The organism is Rhizobacter sp. P2_H3, assembly GCF_056403355.1.
In genome coordinates this window covers 1-20,579 of record NZ_JBFUFQ010000099.1, presented here as the reverse complement: position 1 = coordinate 20,579, position 20,579 = coordinate 1, and the positions used below count along the sequence as shown (strand labels likewise).

The following is a 20,579-nucleotide window of genomic DNA, read 5'->3' as shown; positions in this document are numbered from 1 at the left end:
TCGACGCCGAGCCCGCCCACCCACTCGCGCAGCTGCTGCGGCCCGAACGCATCGAGCCAGCGCGCCACCTGCGCCTGCTGCGCGCCGTAGCGGCCGATGAAGGCCGGCAACGGCTCGCTGTGCGTCAGGTTCAGCCCGCCCTTGCCGGCCAGCAGGAACTTGCGGCCGACCGAGGGCATCGCGTCGTACAGGTCGACCTGCACGCCGCCGGCCGCCAGGCGCTCGGCCGCCATCAGGCCGGCCGGCCCGCCCCCGATGATCACGACATTGGCAGTGGTGGCGATGGCAGGCATGGGCGGGGGTATGTGCAAGAGACACAGCGGAGAAGGGCCCGCATTGTCTCCCGCCCGCATCACCTGCCCGGATCACTTGCCGGGAACGGCCCCCGGCGGCGGCTCCGGGAACACCACGACCGGGCCACTCGCCTTGCGGCCAGGCGGCAGGTACGCCGGCGACTCGCCGCCCTTCGCACCGAGCGAGGCGATGAAGGCATGCATCGCACGCAGGTCGGGCTCGCTGAAATCGCGCAGCACGAACCACGGCATCGGCGGGCGCGTCTCGATCGTGTGCGCCACCTTCACCCACTGGTCCGCCGTCACGCGGCTGAAGTAGTTGCGCAGGTTCGGCGCGTAGGTCGTGCCCCACGGGCCGCTCCAGCCGAGCGGGCTGCCGGTCAACCATTGCGCCTGCGGCACCTTGCCACCGGTCTCGCCGTAGTTGACGGTGTGGCAGTCGTTGCAGCCGCCGATCTTCACGAGGTAGCGGCCGCGCTCGATCTGCGAGGCGGGATCGGCCTTGGCAGGCGGTGCGGCAGAGGCCGCGATCGACAGGCCGGCCAGCACGGCCGCGGCGGAGGTCAGCAGGAAAGTTCTCATCGGAATGCGTCGACAAAGAGTGGTTGGAAGCTGCACCTACGACCCGACGCGCCACGCGGACGCATCGGGTTCCATTCGATGTCGGTATGGGTCGGCGCCGGGATCAGTACTGCCCGCCCGATGCGGTGATGCGGTCCCCGGTGATCCAGCGCGCATCGTCGCTCGCGAGGAACACCGCCAGGCCGCCGATGTCATCCGGCCGGCCGAAGCGCCCTGCCGGAATCGCCGCGAGCATCGCCTTCTGCATGTCGGAGCCCTCGGTCACGCCCATCGTCGCGAGGCCTTCGGTCGCGGTCGCGCCCGGCGCGATCGTGTTGACGCGGATGTTGCGCCCCGCCAGCTCGATCGCCAGCGCCCGCGTGATTGCATCGACCGCGCCCTTGGTCGCCGAGTAGACCGAGGCGCCCGGCATGCGCGCGGTGCTCGCGATCGAGCCGATGTTGACGATGCTGCCGCCGGCGGCGCCGAAGTGCCGTGCCGCCTCCTGCGACGCGAGCAGCGTGCCGAGCACGTTGGTGTCGAACTGCGTGCGGTAGTCGTCCTCGCTCATCGCGTCCAGCGGACCGAAGCGGTACACGCCGGCATTGTTGACCAGCACGTCGACACTGCCGAAGGCGCGCTTGGCCTCGGCGAACAGCCGCTTCACGTCGGCCGGCTTCGACACGTCGCCCTGCACCGCGATCGCGCGGCCGCCCTGCTTCGCGATCTGCGCGACCACCGCGTCGGCACCGGCCCGGCTGCTCGCGTAGTTCACGACCACCGCGGCACCGGCGCCCGCCAGTGCCGTGGCGATGCCCGCCCCGATGCCCTTCGAGCCACCGGTCACGACGGCCACCTTGTTGTTCAGCTTGCTCATGGTTCTGTTCCTGTTGTTGCTGGCGCCCTGCTGGCGTCGGAACGAATGGTGTTTGATTCGCCTTGTGGCCGGTAGCCGCTCTGATCCTCTAAGTTATATTCGCCAGCCAAATGACTGACCGTCTCGTCGCCCTGCGCCTGTTCGCCCGCGTCGCCCGCAGCGGCAACTTCTCGCGCGCCGGGCGCGAACTGGGGTTCTCCCAGCCCTCGGCCTCGCGCATCGTCAGCGAGCTGGAGCGCGAGGTCGGCGTCGCGCTGCTGACGCGCACGACCCGCGCCGTCACGCTCACCGAGGCCGGTGCCGACTACCTGGTGCGCGTCGAGGCCATCCTCGACTCGCTCGACGAGGCCGACCATGCGGCGCGCGGCAGCGGCGAGTTGCGCGGCGTGCTGCGGGTCGGCGTGGCCGCGAGCTTCGGCGTGCGCGAGCTGATCCCGCGGCTGCCGGCCTTCACCGAACGGCACCCGGCGCTGCGCATCGAGCTGCTGATGAACGACCAGCGGCAGGACCTGGTGCATGAAGGCGTCGACGTGGCGCTGCGCTTCGGTGAGCTTGCGGATTCCGTCGCGACCGCGCGCCGGCTCGGTGCGACGCCGCGGATGCTGGTCGCCTCGCCGGCGTACCTGGCGCGCGCCGGCACGCCGCAACAGCCGGACGACCTGCCCGCGCACCGCTTCATCGCCGGGCCGGTCGGCCCCACGTCGCGGGGCATCGCGATGTCGCTCGACGGCCGCGCGCTGGTCGTGCGCGTGCAGAGCCGGCTGATGGTCACCGTCAACGAAGGCGCCACCGCCGCGGCGGTGGCCGGCCTGGGCATCGCGATGAGCGGCCACTGGGGCTGCTGTGCCGAGCTCGAGGCCGGCCGGCTGCAGCAGGTGCTGCCGGCATGGGACCTGGGCTCGACGGAGCTGCACGCGGTGTTCCCGGCCGGCCGGGCCGCCAGGCCTGCGGCGCGGGCGCTCGGCGAATTCATCGCGTTGTCCATGATTTCGTCAGATTGAATGTCGAGGTCGTTTGGTAGATTCGTCCGCCTGGGAGAACACCACCAATGACCGACAACGGACTGAACGACTCGATCGAACCGAACGCCGACGCACCGCACGACGCAACTCACGACGCAGCATCGGCCCCGCCCCCTCAGCTGCCCCGCGGTGCGCTCGGCGCCTGGTGGCTCCAGGGCATCCGCACCGCGTTGCTGATGCGTGCCGACTGGAGCGGCCTGCGTGCCACGCCAGCCATCACGGCCTGCCTCTTCCTCGTACCGTTCGTGCTCGGCGTGGGGGTCGGGCGACTCCTCATCACCGGACCCGCCTCGTTCTACTGGCCGACGCTGCTGTCGTCGCACTGGATGGGGGCGGTGCTGCTGGCCTGGGCCTGCTGGTGGCTGGTGCGCGCGCCGCGGCACGACGGTGACGGTAGCGAGCCCGACGCCGCTGCGCTGTTCGCGATGCTGTGCGCGCAGGGCCTGCCGATGCTGGTCGTGCTGGCGCTGCTGTTCGTGCCGATGTCCCGCGGCGGGGTGTACGGCAGCGCCGGCGCGGGCGGCTGGCTGGCGTGGGGCCTGTGGTGGCTCGCGCTCGGCTGGCTGTTCCTCGCGCAGGCGGTGCTGTTGTGGCGCACCGGCACGCGGCTGGCGCCGCGCCTGGGCGCGCTCCTGGTCGTCGCAGCGGTGCTCGTGGCCAATCAATGGCTGAACCGCGCCACCTACTGGTACCCGGCCCGTGCCGAAACCGCCGAGGGCGAAGACGATGCGCCGCGCTTCAAGCTGACGCAGGAGCTGGTCGAGCAGCAATCGCAGCTGCTGCAGACGCAGTTGCAGGCCATCGCGTCGCAGCGCAAGGGCACGATCGACGTCTACACGCTGACCTTTGCGCCGGACGCCGAGGAGGAGGTGTTCCGCCGCGAGAGCGCGATGGTGACCGACGTGATGACGACCCGCTTCGACAGCGCCGGCCGCGCGCTGCAGCTGGTCAGCCACCACGACGACCCGGCCGCATTCCCGTGGGCCACGCCGGTGAACCTGCAGCGCGCGATCACGCGCATGGCCGCGCTGATGGACCGCGACGAGGACGTGCTGTTCCTGCACCTCACCTCGCACGGCGCACGCGACGGGCAGCTCGCGTCGTCGTTCTGGCCGCTGGAGGTCGATTCGGTCACGCCGGCGATGCTGAAGGGCTGGCTCGATGCGGCGGGCATCCGCCACCGCGTGATCTCGGTGTCGGCCTGCTTCTCGGGCAGCTGGATCGCGCCGCTCTCGGACCCCGACACGCTGGTGATGACCGCGGCCGATGCCGACCACACCTCGTACGGCTGCGGCCGCCGCTCGCCGCTGACCTTCTTCGGCCGCGCGATGTACGACGAAGGGATGCGCACGACCTGGTCGTTCGAGGAGGCGCATGCCGCCGCGCGCACGCGCATCGAGCAGCGCGAGAAGGAAGCCGGCAAGACCGACGGCTACTCGAACCCGCAGATCGCGATGGGCGAGCGCATGCGGGCAACGCTCGCGGCGCTGGAGGCTCAGCTCGCCGCCTCGGCCCGGCTCAGCCGGCCGCGGAGTCCTTGATCTCCATCGCTTTGTTGACGCTCAGCGCGATCAGCGTGGCCGCCGCACCCGACAACAGGTAGACGCTGACGTACGCGAGGCCGAAGTGCGCCGACAGGCCCAGCGCCACCAGCGGCGCGAAGCCCGCGCCGACCAGCCAGGCCAGGTCGGACGTGAGCGCAGCGCCGGTGTAGCGGTGCTGCGTCTCGAAGTTGGACGTCACCGCGCCCGACGCCTGGCCGTACGACAGCCCGAGCAGCGCGAAGCCGACCAGGATGAAGACGTCCTGCCCGAGCGGCCCGCCGCCCAGCAGCGTCGGCGCGAAGCCGCTGAACACCCCGATCGCCGCGGCCAGCGTGCCCAGCGTGGTGCGGCGGCCGAACCGGTCGGCAATGCTGCCCGACGCGATGATGCCCAGCGCGGCAATGCCGGCGCCCACCATCTGCACCGCGAGGAACTCGCTGATCGACTGCGTGGAATACAGCTTGATCCACGACAGCGGGAACACCGTGACGATGTGGAACAGCGCATAGCTCGCGAGCGCCGCGAACGCACCGATCACGATGGTGGAGCCCTGCGTGCGGGCCAGCTCGCCGACGCTGGTGGGCTCGAGCTCGTGCGCGTCGAGCAGCTTCGCGTATTCATTGGTGGCCACCAGGCGCAGCCGCGCGAACAGCGCCACCACGTTGATCGCGAACGCCACGTAGAACGGATAGCGCCAGCCCCAGGTCAGGAAATCCTCGGAGCTCAGGCTCGCGTACAGGAAGGCGAACAGCCCGCTCGCGATCACGAAGCCGATCGGCGCGCCCAGCTGGCCGAGCATCGCGTACCAGCCGCGGCGGTTCTTCGGCGCGTTCAGTGCCAGCAGCGACGGCAGGCCGTCCCAGGCGCCGCCCAGCGCCAGCCCCTGGCCGACGCGGAAGATCGACAGCAGCACGATCGACGTGAAGCCGATGCTCTGGTAGCCCGGCACGAAGGCCATGCCGGCGGTCGACGAACCGAGCAGGAACAGCGCGATCGTCAGCTTGGCCTCGCGCCCGTAGCGCCGCTGGATCGCCATGAAGATCACGCTGCCGATCGGGCGCGCGATGAACGCGAACGAGAAGATCGTGAAGGCCCACAGCGTGCCTTCGAGGCCTTTTTCGAACGGGAAAAACACTGACGGGAACACGAGCACTGCCGCGATCCCGAACACGAAGAAGTCAAAATACTCCGATGACCTCCCGATGATCACGCCGATGGCGATCTCGCCGGGCGCGACCTTCGCATCATGGGCGGCATGCAGCCGGCGGGTGTCTCGACCGATGTCTTCGGTCGTCGGATGCGGATGTTTCGGATCCAGAGAGGAAGTCGTCATGAAGCTTCAGTCCGCTGTCTTGGGCATTGTCTTGAGCACCTTGGAGGTTCCCACGGCCGGGTTCCGGAGGCGATAGGACAAAACGTCCAATGCCCGAGCCGGGCCGTTGAACGTAGATTCTCGGCCCATCGGGCGCCGGTTGGAAGCATTTTGCGCGCCCCTCCTACCAGAACCTGGCATGCCACCCCACAAACAGCCCCTGAGCCGACGGCTCCTGCTGGCCCCCGCCCTGCTCCTCACCGGGCTGCTGGCCGGCTGCAACACCGTGTTGCTGAACCCCTCCGGCGACATCGCCGCCCAGCAAGGCAAGCTGATCATCGTCAGCACCTGGCTGATGCTGCTGATCATCGTTCCGGTGATCGCGCTGACGGTGACCTTCGCCTGGCGCTACCGCGCTTCCAACCGCGCGGCCCGCTATGAACCCGACTGGGACCACTCCACGCAGCTCGAGCTGGTGATCTGGGCGGCGCCGCTGCTGATCATCATCGCGCTGGGCGCGATCACCTGGATCAGCACCCACACGCTGGACCCGTACCGCCCGCTGAGCCGCATCGACGAGAAGCGCCCGGTCACCGCCGACGTGAAGCCGCTGGTGGTCGAGGTGGTCGCGCTCGACTGGAAGTGGCTCTTCATCTACCCCGAGCAAGGCATCGCCGTCGTCAACGAGCTGGCCGCGCCGGTCGACCGGCCGATCCAGTTCAAGATCACCGCGTCATCGGTGATGAACGCGTTCTACATCCCCGAGCTGGCCGGCATGATCTACGCGATGCCGGGCATGCAGACCCAGTTGCATGCGGTGATCAACAAGCCGGGCGACTACGAAGGCTTCTCGGCCAACTACAGCGGCGCCGGCTTCTCGCACATGCGCTTTCGCTTCCACGGCGTGGACAACGCCGGGTTCGACAAGTGGGTGCAGGCCGCCCGCGCCGACGCCAAGGAGCTCACCCGCGCCGACTACCTGCAGCTCGAGAAGCCGAGCGAGCGCGAGCCGGTGCGCCGCTACGCGAGCTTCGCGCCGGGCCTGTACGACGCCATCCTGAACCGCTGCGTCGACACCTCGAAGATGTGCATGTCCGAGATGATGGCGATCGACGCCGGCGGCGGCCTCGGCCGCCAGGGCATCGACGGCGTCAAGGAGAAAGAAGGCCACACCTCCGACGCCAACGGCGCCACGCCCCGCACCTACTACGTCGCCGCCGCGCTGTGCACGGTGGCCGACCCGACCGGCACGCAACCCGTTCTGCGCGCCGCGCAGAACGCCAGCACCCAGAACTGAGTCGCACCGATGCTCGATCACCTCGATTTGACGAAGCTCGTCTTCGGCCGCCTCTCATGGAACGCGATCCCGCTCCATGAGCCCATCCTGCTCGTCACCTTCGTCGCCGTCTGCCTGGGCGGCGTCGGCATGGTGGCGCTGCTCACCCGCTACCGCCTGTGGGGCTACCTCTGGCGCGAATGGTTCACCAGCATCGACCACAAGAAGATCGGGATCATGTACGTGATCCTGGGCCTCGTGATGCTGCTGCGCGGCTTCGCCGACGCGGTGATGATGCGGGCCCAGCAGGCCGTGTCGTTCGGCGAGAACCTCGGCTACCTGCCGCCGCACCACTACGACCAGATCTTCACCGCCCACGGCGTGATCATGATCTTCTTCGTCGCGATGCCGCTGGTCACCGGGCTGATGAACTTCGTCGTGCCGCTGCAGATCGGCGCGCGCGACGTGGCCTTCCCGTTCCTGAACAACTTCAGCTTCTGGATGACCACCTTCGGCGCCGGCCTCGTGATGGCCTCGCTGTTCGTCGGCGAGTTCGCGCGCACCGGCTGGCTGGCCTACCCGCCGCTGTCGGGCATCGCGTACAGCCCTGACGTGGGGGTCGATTACTACATCTGGTCCTTGCAGATCGCGGGGGTCGGCACGCTGCTGTCGGGCGTGAACCTGATCGCCACCATCGTCAAGATGCGCGCGCCCGGCATGTCGATGATGAAGATGCCCGTCTTCACGTGGACCTCGCTGTGCACCAACATCCTGATCGTCGCCGCCTTCCCGGTGCTGACGGCGGTGCTGGTACTGCTCTCGCTCGACCGCTACGCCGGCACCAACTTCTTCACGAACGATCTCGGCGGCAACGCGATGATGTACGTGAACCTGATCTGGATCTGGGGCCACCCCGAGGTCTACATCCTGGTGCTGCCGGCCTTCGGCATCTTCTCGGAAGTGGTCTCCACCTTCAGCGGCAAGCGCCTGTTCGGCTACGCGTCGATGGTGTACGCCACGGTCGTGATCACCATCCTGTCGTACCTGGTGTGGCTGCACCACTTCTTCACGATGGGTTCGGGGGCGAGCGTGAACTCGTTCTTCGGGATCACGACGATGATCATCTCGATCCCGACCGGCGCGAAGATCTTCAACTGGCTCTTCACGATGTACCGCGGGCGCATCCGCTTCGAGGTGCCGATGCTGTGGACGGTCGGCTTCATGATCACCTTCGTGATCGGCGGCATGACCGGCGTGCTGCTCGCGGTGCCGCCGGCCGACTTCGTGCTGCACAACAGCCTGTTCCTGATCGCGCACTTCCACAACGTGATCATCGGCGGCGTGCTGTTCGGGCTGATGGCCGGCATCACCTACTGGTTCCCGAAGGCCTTCGGCTACAAGCTCGATCCGTTCTGGGGCAAGTGCTCGTTCTGGTTCTGGCAGACCGGCTTCTTCTTCGCGTTCATGCCGCTGTACGTGCTGGGCCTGATGGGCGTCACGCGCCGCCTGAGCCACTTCGAGGATCCGTCGCTGCAGATCTGGTTCGTGATCGCCGCGTTCGGTGCGTTCCTGATCGCGCTCGGCATCGGCAGCTTCCTGATCCAGCTGGTGGTGAGCTTCATGCGGCGCGAACAGCTGCGCGACGTGACCGGCGACCCGTGGGACGGCCGCACGCTCGAGTGGTCGACCGCCTCGCCCCCGCCGTCGTACAACTTCGCGTTCACGCCGGTGGTGCACGACAACGACGCCTGGTACGACATGAAGGCCAACAAGTTCGAGCGCCCGACCGACGGCTTCATCCCGATCCACATGCCGAAGAACACCGGCGCCGGCTTCATCATCGCCGGCCTCGCGGCGGCGGTCGGCTTCGCGATGATCTGGCAGATGTGGCTGCCGGCCGTGCTCGGCTTCGTCGCGATGATGGCGGCGATCATCGTCCACACCTTCAACTACAAGCGCGACTTCCACATCGGCGCGGATGAAGTCGTCCGCACCGAGAACGCACGCACCCAGATGCTCGCTGCCCATGTCTGATCTCACCTTGAACCCTGCCGCGGTCGACCCGACCGCGCCGCGCTACTACCTGCGCGAGGAACACCATCCGGAGAACGGCACCCTGCTCGGGTTCTGGCTCTACCTGATGAGCGACTGCCTGGTCTTCGCGTGCCTGTTCGCCGTCTACGGCGTGCTGGGCCGCAGCTACGCGGCCGGCCCGTCGGGCGCCGACCTGTTCGACCTGCCGCTGGTGGCGGTGAACACCTCGCTGCTGCTGCTGTCGTCGATCACCTACGGCTTCGCGGTGCTCGAGATGCAGCGCAAGCGGCTGCGCGCCACGCTGGTGTGGCTGGGCGTCACCGGGCTGTTCGGCCTGGGCTTCCTGAGCCTGGAGCTGTACGAGTTCGCGCACCTGATCCACGAAGGCGCCGGCCCGCAGCGCAGCGCGTTCCTGTCGTCGTTCTTCACGCTGGTGGGCACGCACGGCCTGCACGTCACCTTCGGCATCGTCTGGCTGGTCACGCTGATGTTCCAGCTCGGCAAGCACGGGCTGACCGCGCCGAACCGCCGCCGCGTGATGTGCCTGTCGATGTTCTGGCACTTCCTGGACGTCGTCTGGATCGGCGTCTTCACGTTCGTCTACCTGATGGGGGTGCTGCCGTGAGCGCACATGACCACGATCACGATCACCACGATGACCACGGTCACGACAGCGGCCACGCTCCCAGCACGCTGAAGGGCTACGCCACCGGCTTCATCCTGTCGGTGATCCTGACGGCGATCCCGTTCTGGCTGGTGATGGGCAAGGCGTTCAACAACTCCAGCACCACCGCGCTGGTGATCCTCGGCTTCGCCGCGGTGCAGATCGTCGTGCACATGGTGTACTTCCTGCACATGAACGCCCGCTCGGAAGGCGGCTGGACGATGCTGGCGCTGATCTTCACGCTGGTGCTGGTGGTGATCACGCTGAGCGGTTCGTTGTGGGTGATGTTCCACATGAACAGCAACATGATGCCCACGATGCACGACATGCGGGTCAGACCTTGACCCCCCCCGAAGCGCTTCGCGCCTCCCCCCCGGGGGGGCGCCCCCGATGGCCCGGCAAAGCCGGTTCCATGGGGGCCGCTGGGTTGGGAGTGCTTCTCGCGGCGGCCGGCTTGCTGGCCGCCGTTTTCATTTCACTCGGCACCTGGCAGGTGCAGCGGCTGGCCTGGAAGCTGGACCTGATCGAGCGGGTCGAGCAGCGGGTCCGTGCGGCGCCGGTCGAGGCGCCCGCCGGGCCCGTCACCGCGGCGGCCGATGAATACCGGCACGTCGTGCTGCACGGCCGCTTCCTGCACACGCAAGAGACGCTCGTGCAGGCCGTCACCGAGCAAGGCCCCGGCTGGTGGCTGCTGACGCCACTGCAGCAGGCCGACGGCCGCAGCGTGCTGGTCAACCGCGGCTTCGTCACCACCGGATCGAAAGCCCTCGCCGCGCGCCCCGACGGCGAGGTCGCCCTCACCGGCCTGCTGCGCCTGACCGAGCCGCGCGGCGGCTTCCTGCGCCACAACGATCCCGCTGCCGGCCGCTGGTTCTCGCGCGACGTGGCGGCCATCGCCGCGGCGCGAGGGATCCCGAACGCCGCCCCCTATTTCGTCGACGCCGATGCAGGCTCGGACGCGTGGCCGGTCGGCGGCCTGACCGTCGTCAGCTTCCACAACAACCACCTCGTCTACGCCCTCACCTGGTTCGGCCTCGCCGCGATGGTGGCAGGGGCGGCGTGGATGCTGCGACCCGGCGGCCGCTGGTCGAGGGAGAATCCGCTCTCCCAGGCCTCCGCCAGCGCAGTCCCCCACGATGCCCCTCACGGCTGACTCCATCCCGCCGCAGCACATCACCATCGGCCCGCCCGCGCCGTGGGTCACCACGACCGTCGGCGTTGCCGATGCCGGCCTGAAGAACATGCAGCAGCTGATCCAGCTGCGCTGGATCGCGGTGGTCGGCCAGGTCGCCACGATCGCCACCGTGCACTTCGGTTTCGGCATCCGGCTTCCGCTGGAGCACATGCTCGCGGTGCTGTACTGCCTGGTCGCGTTCAACCTGGTCAGCGTGCTGCGGCTGCGCAACCGGCGGCCGGTGCTGCACGTGGAGCTGCTGGTCGCGCTGCTGGTCGACGTGGGCATGCTGACCGCCCAGCTGTACCTGAGCGGCGGCGCGACCAATCCGTTCGCCTTCCTGTACCTGCTGCAGGTGATCCTCGGCGCGGTGCTGCTGAAGCCCCGCTACACCTGGGTGCTGGTGGTCGTCACCAGCGTTTGCTTCGCCGGGCTCGGGCTGTATTACCGGCCGCTGGACATCCCGCTCGACCACGTGCGCGGCCTGTCGAGCCCGTTCGTGCTCGGGCTGCTGCTGTGCTTCGCGCTGAACGCGGCGCTGCTGGTCACCTTCATCACCCGCATCCAGCGCAACCTGCGCGCCCGCGATGCGCGGCTGGCCGACCTGCGCCAGCGTGCCGCCGAAGAGGAGCACATCGTCCGCATGGGCCTGCTCGCCTCGGGCGCGGCGCACGAGCTGGGCACGCCGCTCGCGACGCTGGCGGTGATCCTCGGCGACTGGCGCCGGCTGCCGCACTTCAGCTCCGACCCCGAGCTGCTGGAAGAGGTGGTCGAGATGCAGACGCAGCTGGAGCGCTGCAAGGCGATCGTCAGCGGCATCCTGCTGACGGCCGGCGAGGCGCGCGGCGAATCGTCGGAGGCGACCACGCTCGCGACCTTCCTCGACGAGCTGGTGCGCGACTGGCGCCGCACGCGGCCGGTCAAGGCCTTCGCGTACGAGAACCGCTTCGGCGACGACCTGCCGATGGTGTCCGATTCGGCGATCCAGCAGATGATCTGCAACGTGCTCGACAACGCGCTGGAGGCCTCGCCGCAGTGGCTGCGGCTCGATGTCGAGCGTGCCGGCGACGCGCTGACCCTGACGGTGACCGATGCCGGCAAGGGCTTCGCACCCGGCCTGCTGGAAACGCTGGGCCAGCCCTACCGCTCGACCAAGGGCCGGCCGGGCGGCGGGCTCGGGCTGTTCCTGGTGGTCAACGTGGCGCGCACGATCGGCGGCACGGTGGAGGCCGCGAACCGGCCGGAAGGCGGCGCGATGGTCAAGATCACGCTGCCACTGTCGGCGATCGTGCTGGAGCCCGAAGACGAACCCGAAGAAGATGACGAGGAAGTGAGCGAGAGCCATGGACAACGCTGAACGCCGCCTGCTGATCGTCGAGGACGACGCCTCGTTCGCGCGCACGCTCGGGCGCTCGTTCGAGCGGCGCGACTACCACGTCACGCTCGCCGCGAGCCTCGAAGACGTGAGCACCGCGCTGCAGGCCGGGTCGCCGGGCTTCGCGATCGTCGATCTGAAGCTCAATGGCGATGCCTCGGGGCTGGCCTGCGTGCAGGCCCTGCATGCGCACGACCCGAAGATGCTGATCGTCGTGCTGACCGGCTTCGCGAGCATCGCGACCGCGGTCGAGGCGATCAAGCTCGGCGCCTGCCACTACCTGGCCAAGCCGTCGAACACCGACGACATCGAGGCCGCGTTCGGCCGCGCGGCCGGCACCACCGAGGTCGAGCTGACGAACCGCGCCAGCTCGATCAAGACRCTGGAGTGGGAACGCATCCACGAGACGCTGGCCGAGACCGGCTTCAACATCTCCGAGACGGCGCGGCGGCTGGGCATGCACAGGCGCACGCTGGCGCGCAAGCTGGGCAAGCAGCAGGTGAAGTAGCACCTCACGGCGCGCGGAACATCCAGCGCGCGTTGTCGCCGGCGCAATCCCACTGCTGGATCGCCGCGCCATCCAACGTCGACACGTTGCTCACGTCCAGGCACTTGTTGCTGTGCGAGGCGCGCAGGTAGAAGTAGCCGCCGCCCTGGTCCTCCAGCTTGAACAGCTGGTTCGCGCCGCCGGTGCAGGTCCATTGCTGCACCACCGCGCCGTTGGCGGTGCTGACGCCGGTGATGTCGGCGCACTTGCCGCTCGCCACCGAGCGCAGCTGCCACAGCCCGTTGCCACTGCCCTGCGCGACCCACTGCTGGTTGCTGCTGCCGCCGTAGCTCCATTGCTGCAGCGCCGCGCCGTCGGTCGTGGCGCGCTCGCGCACGTCGAGGGCACGGCCGCTGTGCTTCGCGACGATCGCATAGGTCTGGCCGGAGACCGGGCCGGTGGTGGGATTGGTCGGCGGATTCGTGGGCGGGTTGGTCGGCGGATTCGTCGGCGTGTTGGTGCCGGTCGAGTCCTCGAACTGCAGCCAATCGAGGTTGGCGACGCCCAGGCCGCCCTTCGCCACCAGGTAGAGGTTGTGCACACCGCTGCTGCGCTGGATCGGCGTCGTGACCTCCTGGAAGGTGGTCCAGCCGCCGGTGTTCGGCACCGTGACCGTGCCGACGTGCGCGCCGGTCGGGCTGTCGAGGTGCAGCTCGATCTGCTTGCCGGCATAGGCCGCATCCACCGCGAGCCGCAGCTTCAGCCGGTCGACGCCGCTGCCGAAGTCGACGTCGATGTAGCGCAGCCAGTCGCCCGCATCGAAGCTGCCGACGCCGGCCGCGTCGAAGCTGACGCCGCTTTGCGCATAGAAGTTCTCGGCCTCGAGCCTGTCGATGGCGCGCCAGTTGCCTTCGTACGGCAGGTTGCGGATCAGGCTGTTCCTGCCGGTCAGCGCCGCCTTGAACACACCGGTCAGCATCGTGTTCGGCGCCATGTTCTTCTCGACATCCCAGCTGCGCCACTTCGATTCGATCGTCGCGTACGAATCGGTCGCGACGTTCGGCGTGTTGGCGCTGGCGTTGGTGCTGTTGTAGAGCGCCCAGTTGCCGACGTTGGTGCCCTTGTAGGTCCAGCTCGTCCAGTGCCAGCCGGCCGCGTTGTACTTGCCCAGCGCGTAGTCCCAGCTGCTCTGCAGGTTGAACAGCATGAACTCGCCGACGTAGTGCGGCACGTTGTACGACAGGTACTGCTTCTCCTGCGCGATCTTGCTGTCGGTGAAGCTCGCCTGCGCCTGGTAGTTCGAGTCGTTGCCCCAGTTGTAGTAGTGGAACTCGTAGATCACGTTGGTCCAGCCGTAGTCCGACGGCCGGGTGATCGCGGTCCAGTCCCAGATGCCTTCCATGATCACGATGTGGTTCGGGTCGACCGCACGGATCTCGTTGTAGAAGCGGTTGTACATGTCCAGCACCGGGCGCGTCGCCGGTGACGGGTAGCTCAGCGACGGCTCGTTCAGCAGGTCGTAGCCGGCGACGGTCGGCTCGTTGCGAAAGCGCGTGGCGAGCTCGCGCCAGAACGTCAGCGCCTGGTTCTGGAACGTCGTGTTGTTCCACAGCTGGCCCGAGCCGCCGATGCGCCCGCTGTGGTCGGCCCCGTTCTGCGAACCCGGCGCGCCGTGCAGGTCGAGGATCACGTACAGGCGGTACTTCTTCGCCATCGCCACCACCCACTCGATGCGGCGGAAGTCGATCCTGCCGGCGGCATCGCGCTTCCACGAACCATCCTCGTTCATGTGGTTCAGGTAGTAGATCGGCAGGCGCACCGCGCTCATGCCGAGCTCGCTGAGGATCCTGAAGTCCTTCTCCTGCAGGTAGCTGTCCTGGTAGGCGTTGATCAGCGCATCGCGGCCCGCATCGCCGAAGCGCTGGCTCAGCGTCTTGCGCATCGTGTAGTCGTCGCTCGCACCGGCGAGCGGCGACATCCACGTCTCGTGCACCTGCCAGCCGCCGAGGTTCACGCCGCGCAGGTAGATCGGGTCGCCGGTGCCGTTCTGGTTGCGCACCAGGCGGCCGTCGACCTTCAGGAAACTGCTGTGGGCGGCGGCGGTGCCGGCCAGCACGAGGGCAGCCACGGGCAGCAGGGCAAACCGCGAGGCAAGGCGTGAAAGGAGTTTCATGGTCGGACTGGAGTGGAAGAAAGTGGAAACGTTTCCAGTCCGGGATTCTTCGGGGCCGGGGCGCGGATCATCCTCGGGCAAACCCTCGATCGGGCGGCGGGGTTGTCACCGCCTGCAACCGTGGCGTCAGCGGTGCGTGAGCTGCAGCGTGCCGGCCGGTCCGGGCGTGACGGTGATCGCGCCGTAGCCCGGCAGTTGCGGGTGCAGTGTTGCGATTGGATGCGTGTGCGTGGCGGTGATCACGACGATCGCGGCGCCCGCCGCCTCGGCGGCCGCGATGCCGGCCGGCGCGTCCTCGAAGACGAGGCAGGCCTCGACCGCCACGCCCAGCCGCTGCGCCGCGAGGCGGAAGCCATCGGGGGCCGGCTTGCCGTTCACCACATCGTCCGCGGTCACGATCACGGCCGGCAGCGGCAGGCCCGCGGCCTCGATGCGGCGCAGCGCGAGCGCGCGCGGCGCCGAGGTGACGATGGCCCAGCGATCGGCCGGCAACGCGGCCAGGAAGGCAGCGGCACCGGCGATCGCATCGATGCCGGCCACGTCGTCGATCTCGCGGCGCGTGATCTCGTCGGCCTCGGCTTGCGCGTCGACACCGGGCAGCGCGAGCTGGCGGATCGTCTCCACCGCACGCCGGCCGTGGATGGTCGGCAGGAAGGCGGCGACGTCCAGCCCGTGCCGCGCCGCCCAGCCGGCCCAGACCCGCTCGGCTGCCGCGATCGAGCTGAGGATCGTGCCGTCCATGTCGAACAGGAAGGCGGCGAAGCGGCGGTCGGCGTACGGCGGGGTCATGGCGGCCCTGGGACTCGTGGAAGGAGCCCCAGGGTAACGCGTGTGGCCGCGGTCTCAGCCGCCGAGCGCCCGCGCCACCAGCGCCTGCTGCTGCCGCTGGTGCACCGCCTGCGACGACACCGCGCCGGCCGCCGTCACCGCGCGCGACACCTCGCTCAGCACGGCCCCGCGCGGGCAGGCCTCGGCGAGATCGTCGCGCACGAACGCCCAGGCGCCCTGGTTGCGGGTTTCCTCCTGCGCCCACACCAGCTCGCGCAGCTGCGGATAGCGCTGCAGCACCGCGACCAGCCCGGCCTGCGGGAACGGGTACAGCTGCTCGAGCCGCACGATCGCGACATCGTTGCGGCCCTGCGCCACGCGGGCGCTGTGCAGGTCGTAGTACAGCTTGCCGCTGCAGAGGATGACGCGCGTCACCTGCGACGCATCGGCCGCCGCGGCGTCGTCGAGCACCGGCTCGAAACCACCCGTCAACAGCTCGCCGACCGTCGAATGCGAGGCCGATTCGCCGTACAGCACCGCCTTCGGTGTCATCACGACCAGCGGCTTGGCCTGCTCATCGAGCGCCTGCCGGCGCAGCAGGTGGAACCACTGTGCCGAGGTCGACGGGAAAGCCACGCGCAGGTTGTCGCCGCCGCACAGCTGCAGGAAGCGGCCGAGGAAGGCGTTCGAATGCTCCGGCCCGACCCCTTCGTAACCGTGCGGCAGCAGCAACGCGAGCGCCGAGCGGCAGCCCCACTTCGCTTCGCCGGCGCTGATGTACTGGTCGACGTACACCTGCGCGCCGTTGACGAAGTCGCCAAACTGCGCCTCCCAGATCGTCAGGCCGCGGCCTTTGCTGCCGCTGCCTTGCGCGCCGGCCTCCACGCTGTAGCCGTACTCGAAGCCGAGCACCGCCTCTTCCGACAGCACCGAGTTGACGATGTCGAAGCGCGCACCGCCTGCTGCGACCTGCTGCAGCGGCGTGAACTCGCCGGCCCCCGTCGCCGCCTGGTTGTGCCAGACCGCATGGCGGTGCATGAAGGTGCCGCGGCGCACGTCCAGGCCCGACACGCGCACGTCGGTGCCGGCGCCGAGCAGCGAGGCATAGGCCATGTTCTCGGCGAAGCACCAGTCGATGCGCGCAGCGTCGCTGCCCGCCGCATGCGACCACTGCTGCACCAGCGTGTGAATCGCCGGGTGCGGCTGGAAGCCGCCCGGCAGCGCGGTCATCGCCGCCACCGCCGCCTGCAGGCGCTCGCGCGACCAGGCCGCGTGCGGCTGCGCTTCGCCGGCCACGACGGTGTTCGCCGCCGTCCCGGCTGCACCCGCGGGCTGCCTGGCCGAGAACGCCTCGATCGCCGCGGCACGCCCGGCGGCGATGTAAGACGCCATCTCCGGCTCGCTCGCCATCCCGGCCGCCACCAGCGCCGCGCCATGCACCTCGACGACCGAGGGCTTCAGCTCGGCGCGCGGGTAGGTGCCGGGGCTGCTCAACGCCGGCATGTCGTGCTCGGAATGGCCGAGCCGGCGGTAGCCGATCAGGTCGATCACGATGTCGGTGCCGAACTGCGCGCGGTACGCCAGCGCGATCTGCGCGGCGCGCTGCAACTGCTCGGGTGCATCGGCATTCACGCGCAGCACCGGCGCGTCCGCCATGCGTGTCACGTCGGTGCAATAGCGTGCGGCCTGCGCGTCCATCGCGTTCGGTTCGGTGAAGCCGAGCTGGTTGTTGATGATCACATGCACCAGGCCGCCGACCGCATAGCCCGGCTTCTGCGTCACCGCGAGCGTCTCCATCACGACGCCCTGCCCCGCGAACGCGGCGTCGCCGTGCAGCACGATCGCCATCGCGTGGCTGTCGCCGCCACGCACCTGGCTCGCGCGCGCCATGCCGGCCACGACCGGGTACACGCTCTGCAGGTGCGAGGGGTTGTGGGCCAGCGTCAGCGCGATCTCGCCGTGCCGCGTCGCGATGCGGCGGCGGCCGCCCAGGTGGTAGACGAGGTCGAGGTGCTGCTGCGGATCGTGCGCCTGCGGATCGAGGTAGTCCATCACCTCGCCCGCCGGCAGGCCCAGCAGGTTGACCAGCACGTTGACACGGCCGCGGTGCGGCATGCCCATGAACACCTCGGCGACGCCGTGCGATGCAGCGCGTTCGAGCAGCGCATCGAGCAGCGGCAGCAAGGCCTCGCAGCCTTCGAGCGAGAAGCGCTTGCCATGCGGAAAACGGCGCGCCAGGTGGTGCTCCCAGGCTTGCACCTGGATCAGGCGGTCGAGCAGCCCGGTGTCCGGCGACGTGGCCGCCGGCAAGGCTTCCATGCGGGCCTGCAGCCACGCGCGGCGCGCGTCGTCGCGCACGGCCGACGCATCCAGCGCGAGCGGTCCGCAGTACGCGGCCTTCAAGCGCCGGTCGAGCTCATGCGCATCGCGCGCGCCGAGCCACGGGGTTTCGTCATGCGTCAACGCATCGCCCGGCGACAGCCCGAAGCGCTGCAGCGACAGGCCCTGCACGTCGAGCGGCCGCGACAACCCGAGCGGGTCGAGCGCCGCATGGCGGTGCCCGTGCGCGCGGTGTGCCTCGACGAAGCGGTGGACTTCCGGCGTGAGCCGGGCCGGACGCAGCTGTGCGTCCTCGTGAAACGAAGTGATCAAGATTCCGTCCTCCCTGACAGAAAGGTGATGGAGATGTACTGCGCGGAACTGAACAGGACGGGTCAGCACTCTGGTGGTGCCTGCCGTCCGATCGACCGTCTCCTCTCACACCGCGCCACGGATGGCGCGGCCTCACTGGATCCCGGAATCTCGCGTCGTCAAAGGGCGAACGAGCGGACCACGTGCGTCAGCTGCTTCGCCTGGTCCTGCAGCGCGCGTGCCGAGGCGGTGCCCTGCTCGACCATCGCCGCATTGCGCTGCGTGGAATCGTCCATCTGCAGGATCGCGCTGTTGACCTGCTCGATGCCCATGCTCTGCTCGCGGCTTGATGCGCTGATCTCGGCCACGATCTCGCTGACGCGCTTGATGCTGCTGACGACCTGCTTCATCGTCACGCCGGCCTGCTCGACCATCTTGCTGCCCTCGTCGACCTGGTTGACCGAGGCGTCGATCAGCGACTTGATCTCCTTGGCGGCCGTCGCGCTGCGCTGCGCGAGGCTGCGCACCTCGCTGGCCACCACTGCAAAGCCGCGGCCCTGCTCGCCGGCGCGCGCCGCTTCCACGGCGGCGTTCAGCGCCAGGATGTTGGTCTGGAACGCGATGCCGTCGATCACGCCGATGATGTCGGCGATCTTCTTCGACGAGGTCGAGATCGTGCTCATCGTGTCGATGACCTGGCCGACCACCTGGCCGCCCTGCGTCGCGACGGTCGAGGCCGACATCGCCGACTGGTTGGCCTGGCCCGCGCTGTCGGCGCTGAGCTTGACGGCCGCGGTCAGCTGCTCCATCGCCGACGCCGTCTGCTCCAGCGCACTCGCCTGCTGCTCGGTGCGTGCCGACAGGTCGGTGTTGCCCTGCGACACCTCGTGCGCCGCGGTGGAAATCGTGTCGGCGCCGGTGCGCACCTCGGAGACGATGCGGTGCAGGCTGTCGACCATGTGCTGCAGCGCCAGGATCAGCCGACCCACCTCATCCTTGCTGTGCACCTCGACCTTGTAGGTCAGGTTGCCTGCGGCGACCGACTCGGCCAGTTCGATCGCGCGCTGGATAGGGTGGGTGATGGAGCGCGTGATGGTCCAGGCCGTCAGCACGCCCAGCAGCACGGCGAGCACCGAGGCACCCACCATCTGCAGCTTCGCGGTGCGCGAGCTGCCCTTCGCGGTGGCCACGTCGTCAAGCATGCTCTGCGACTGGCGGGCCACCATCTTGTCGATCAGCGCGTAGTAGCGCGCCTGGGGCGCGGCCATCTCGTCCTGGTAGACGACCATCGCCTCGTCGCGCTTGCCGGCAGCCATCAGGTCGAAGACCTTGCGCACGACCACGCCGTACTCCTTGCGCGCCTTCGATTGCTCCTCGAATTGCGCCTTGTCCTCGTCGGTGTGCAGCAGCTTCTCGAAATCGGCGAGGTTCTGCGTGTTCGCCGCACGGATCGAGGCGTACTCGTCCATGTACTTCTTCAATTGATCGGGGTTGGTGGACAGCAGGATGCGGCCGATCGTCACGGCGCCGTGGTCGCCCTTGGTCTTGATCTTGTTGGCGAGCGCAATCTGCGCATAGCGGTCGTCGACCACGCTGTCCATCACCGAACTCAGCCCGTTGAGGACCGAGGTGGCGACGCCGAGGATCACCAGCAGCAGCGCGATGACGACCGAAAAGGCCAGCGCGAGACGCGAACCGATCTTGAGGTTCGACAGATTCATCTTTTTACTCCCTGAACGTTGCGACGTGAATTGCTTCAGGGTTATCGACAATGAAGGCGCGGGACTGAGTCCAATTCAGGACATTTCAGGCCAATTCAGCCGCAATTTCGGCGCTATCGGTCACAGTGTGAAACATGTGTTCCGACCCGCCCGGGCCCCTGCCCTCCATCCCCACCGTGTTCCGCCTGTCGTTGTGGCGACAGGGGACGCATGTCGGATGGCTGGGCGAGAACTGCGCCGAGTGGGCGGTGCTGGTGCCCGACATCCGGCGTGCGCTGCTGCTGGAGCCGTGTCCGTACAACGGCTCGGTGTACTACCAGGTGAGCAACAGCCTGCGCTATCTCACCGTCAGCCCCGACGCCTGCATCGGCTTCTACAACTGGGCGAATGCCAGCGGCTTCACGCGCGAAGGCCGGTACCTGGTGTCGGACGACACGGGGCAGAAGCTGGCGCAGCAATCCGCCACCAGCGAGGAGCTCTGCGCCTGGAACGGCTGCTGCGTGCTGGAGGTCGGCTTCGAGCCGGTGGGCACCGCCGTCGGCGTCGGCCTCAGTGCGAGGCTTCGGCCGCAAACAATGCGCTAGCCCGCTCGCGCGCACGCGCCGGCACGCTGCCCGCGAGGGCGACGGCGGCGCTGCCGGACAGCGCGCGGGGGACAGCGCGCGGG

At 68.8% G+C, this 20,579-nt stretch carries 18 protein-coding genes; 10 read left to right on the top strand and 8 right to left on the bottom strand.

What is annotated here, in order from left to right; all coding sequences use genetic code 11:
• The 3 genes from AC1D1T_RS18285 to AC1D1T_RS18275 all read right to left on the bottom strand — a co-directional run.
• A partial coding sequence (locus AC1D1T_RS18285) for an NAD(P)/FAD-dependent oxidoreductase (protein ID WP_477992269.1) occupies window positions 1–293 on the bottom strand: 293 nt, incomplete at its 3' end.
• Between the two features lie 72 nt (window positions 294–365).
• A complete protein-coding gene (locus AC1D1T_RS18280) occupies window positions 366–875 on the bottom strand; it encodes a cytochrome C (protein ID WP_477843175.1) in 510 nt (169 codons plus the stop codon).
• Window positions 876–978: 103 nt separating this feature from the next.
• Window positions 979–1,731, bottom strand: a complete 753-nt coding sequence (locus AC1D1T_RS18275) for an SDR family NAD(P)-dependent oxidoreductase (RefSeq protein WP_465112432.1) — start codon at window positions 1,729–1,731, stop codon at window positions 979–981.
• A gap of 110 nt (window positions 1,732–1,841) precedes the next feature.
• Here AC1D1T_RS18275 and AC1D1T_RS18270 point away from each other — a divergent pair, with 110 nt between their 5' ends.
• Window positions 1,842–2,732 (top strand): LysR family transcriptional regulator, encoded by an 891-nt coding sequence (locus AC1D1T_RS18270; RefSeq protein ID WP_477992268.1) that lies wholly within the window; start codon window positions 1,842–1,844, stop codon window positions 2,730–2,732.
• Between the two features lie 47 nt (window positions 2,733–2,779).
• Window positions 2,780–4,294: a C13 family peptidase gene (locus AC1D1T_RS18265; protein ID WP_477843127.1), complete on the top strand. Its 1,515-nt coding sequence runs from the start codon at window positions 2,780–2,782 to the stop codon at window positions 4,292–4,294.
• Here AC1D1T_RS18265 and AC1D1T_RS18260 read toward each other — a convergent pair.
• Window positions 4,272–5,630, bottom strand: a complete 1,359-nt coding sequence (locus AC1D1T_RS18260; protein WP_465112429.1) for an MFS transporter — start codon at window positions 5,628–5,630, stop codon at window positions 4,272–4,274. The genes AC1D1T_RS18265 and AC1D1T_RS18260 overlap by 23 nt on opposite strands.
• A 178-nt stretch (window positions 5,631–5,808) precedes the next feature.
• Here AC1D1T_RS18260 and cyoA point away from each other — a divergent pair, with 178 nt between their 5' ends.
• The 7 genes from cyoA (at window position 5,809) to AC1D1T_RS18225 (ending at window position 12,640) form a co-directional block, all read left to right on the top strand.
• Window positions 5,809–6,906, top strand: coding sequence for a ubiquinol oxidase subunit II (gene cyoA, locus AC1D1T_RS18255; protein WP_477843125.1), 1,098 nt, complete (start codon window positions 5,809–5,811; stop codon window positions 6,904–6,906).
• A 9-nt stretch (window positions 6,907–6,915) separates the two neighbouring features.
• On the top strand, window positions 6,916–8,919 hold the full coding sequence (gene cyoB / locus AC1D1T_RS18250; RefSeq protein ID WP_465112428.1) for a cytochrome o ubiquinol oxidase subunit I: 2,004 nt from the start codon (window positions 6,916–6,918) through the stop codon (window positions 8,917–8,919).
• Window positions 8,912–9,544: a cytochrome o ubiquinol oxidase subunit III gene (gene cyoC / locus AC1D1T_RS18245; RefSeq protein WP_465112427.1), complete on the top strand. Its 633-nt coding sequence runs from the start codon at window positions 8,912–8,914 to the stop codon at window positions 9,542–9,544. Before cyoB ends, cyoC begins: the two co-directional genes overlap by 8 nt.
• The gene (gene cyoD / locus AC1D1T_RS18240; protein ID WP_047511671.1) at window positions 9,541–9,927 is read left to right on the top strand and encodes a cytochrome o ubiquinol oxidase subunit IV; all 387 of its coding nucleotides are present in this window, start codon (window positions 9,541–9,543) and stop codon (window positions 9,925–9,927) included. The genes cyoC and cyoD overlap by 4 nt, the downstream gene beginning before the upstream one ends.
• Before the next feature lie 68 nt (window positions 9,928–9,995).
• The gene (locus AC1D1T_RS18235) at window positions 9,996–10,736 is read left to right on the top strand and encodes an SURF1 family protein (protein ID WP_477992267.1); all 741 of its coding nucleotides are present in this window, start codon (window positions 9,996–9,998) and stop codon (window positions 10,734–10,736) included.
• On the top strand, window positions 10,720–12,114 hold the full coding sequence (locus tag AC1D1T_RS18230; protein WP_477828007.1) for an ATP-binding protein: 1,395 nt from the start codon (window positions 10,720–10,722) through the stop codon (window positions 12,112–12,114). The genes AC1D1T_RS18235 and AC1D1T_RS18230 overlap by 17 nt, the downstream gene beginning before the upstream one ends.
• On the top strand, window positions 12,101–12,640 hold the full coding sequence (locus AC1D1T_RS18225; RefSeq protein WP_047511669.1) for a response regulator transcription factor: 540 nt from the start codon (window positions 12,101–12,103) through the stop codon (window positions 12,638–12,640). Before AC1D1T_RS18230 ends, AC1D1T_RS18225 begins: the two co-directional genes overlap by 14 nt.
• Window positions 12,641–12,644: 4 nt before the next feature.
• On the opposite strand, the gene AC1D1T_RS18220 is transcribed toward AC1D1T_RS18225, so the two are convergent.
• From AC1D1T_RS18220 to AC1D1T_RS18205, 4 genes are all read right to left on the bottom strand, one after another.
• Window positions 12,645–14,792: an RICIN domain-containing protein gene (locus tag AC1D1T_RS18220; RefSeq protein ID WP_477992266.1), complete on the bottom strand. Its 2,148-nt coding sequence runs from the start codon at window positions 14,790–14,792 to the stop codon at window positions 12,645–12,647.
• 126 nt (window positions 14,793–14,918) lie between these two features.
• Window positions 14,919–15,581: an HAD-IA family hydrolase gene (locus tag AC1D1T_RS18215; RefSeq protein WP_477826687.1), complete on the bottom strand. Its 663-nt coding sequence runs from the start codon at window positions 15,579–15,581 to the stop codon at window positions 14,919–14,921.
• A 54-nt stretch (window positions 15,582–15,635) separates the two neighbouring features.
• A complete protein-coding gene (locus AC1D1T_RS18210; RefSeq protein ID WP_477992265.1) occupies window positions 15,636–18,212 on the bottom strand; it encodes a 2-oxoglutarate dehydrogenase E1 component in 2,577 nt (858 codons plus the stop codon).
• Between the two features lie 158 nt (window positions 18,213–18,370).
• Complete coding sequence (locus AC1D1T_RS18205; protein WP_477842660.1) at window positions 18,371–19,912, bottom strand: methyl-accepting chemotaxis protein; 1,542 nt, start codon at window positions 19,910–19,912, stop codon at window positions 18,371–18,373.
• A gap of 176 nt (window positions 19,913–20,088) precedes the next feature.
• Between AC1D1T_RS18205 and AC1D1T_RS18200 the strand changes: the two genes are divergently transcribed.
• Entirely contained in the window at window positions 20,089–20,496 is a 408-nt protein-coding gene (locus AC1D1T_RS18200) for a hypothetical protein (RefSeq protein WP_052213067.1), read from the top strand.
• The last annotated feature ends 83 nt before the right edge of the window (window positions 20,497–20,579 follow it).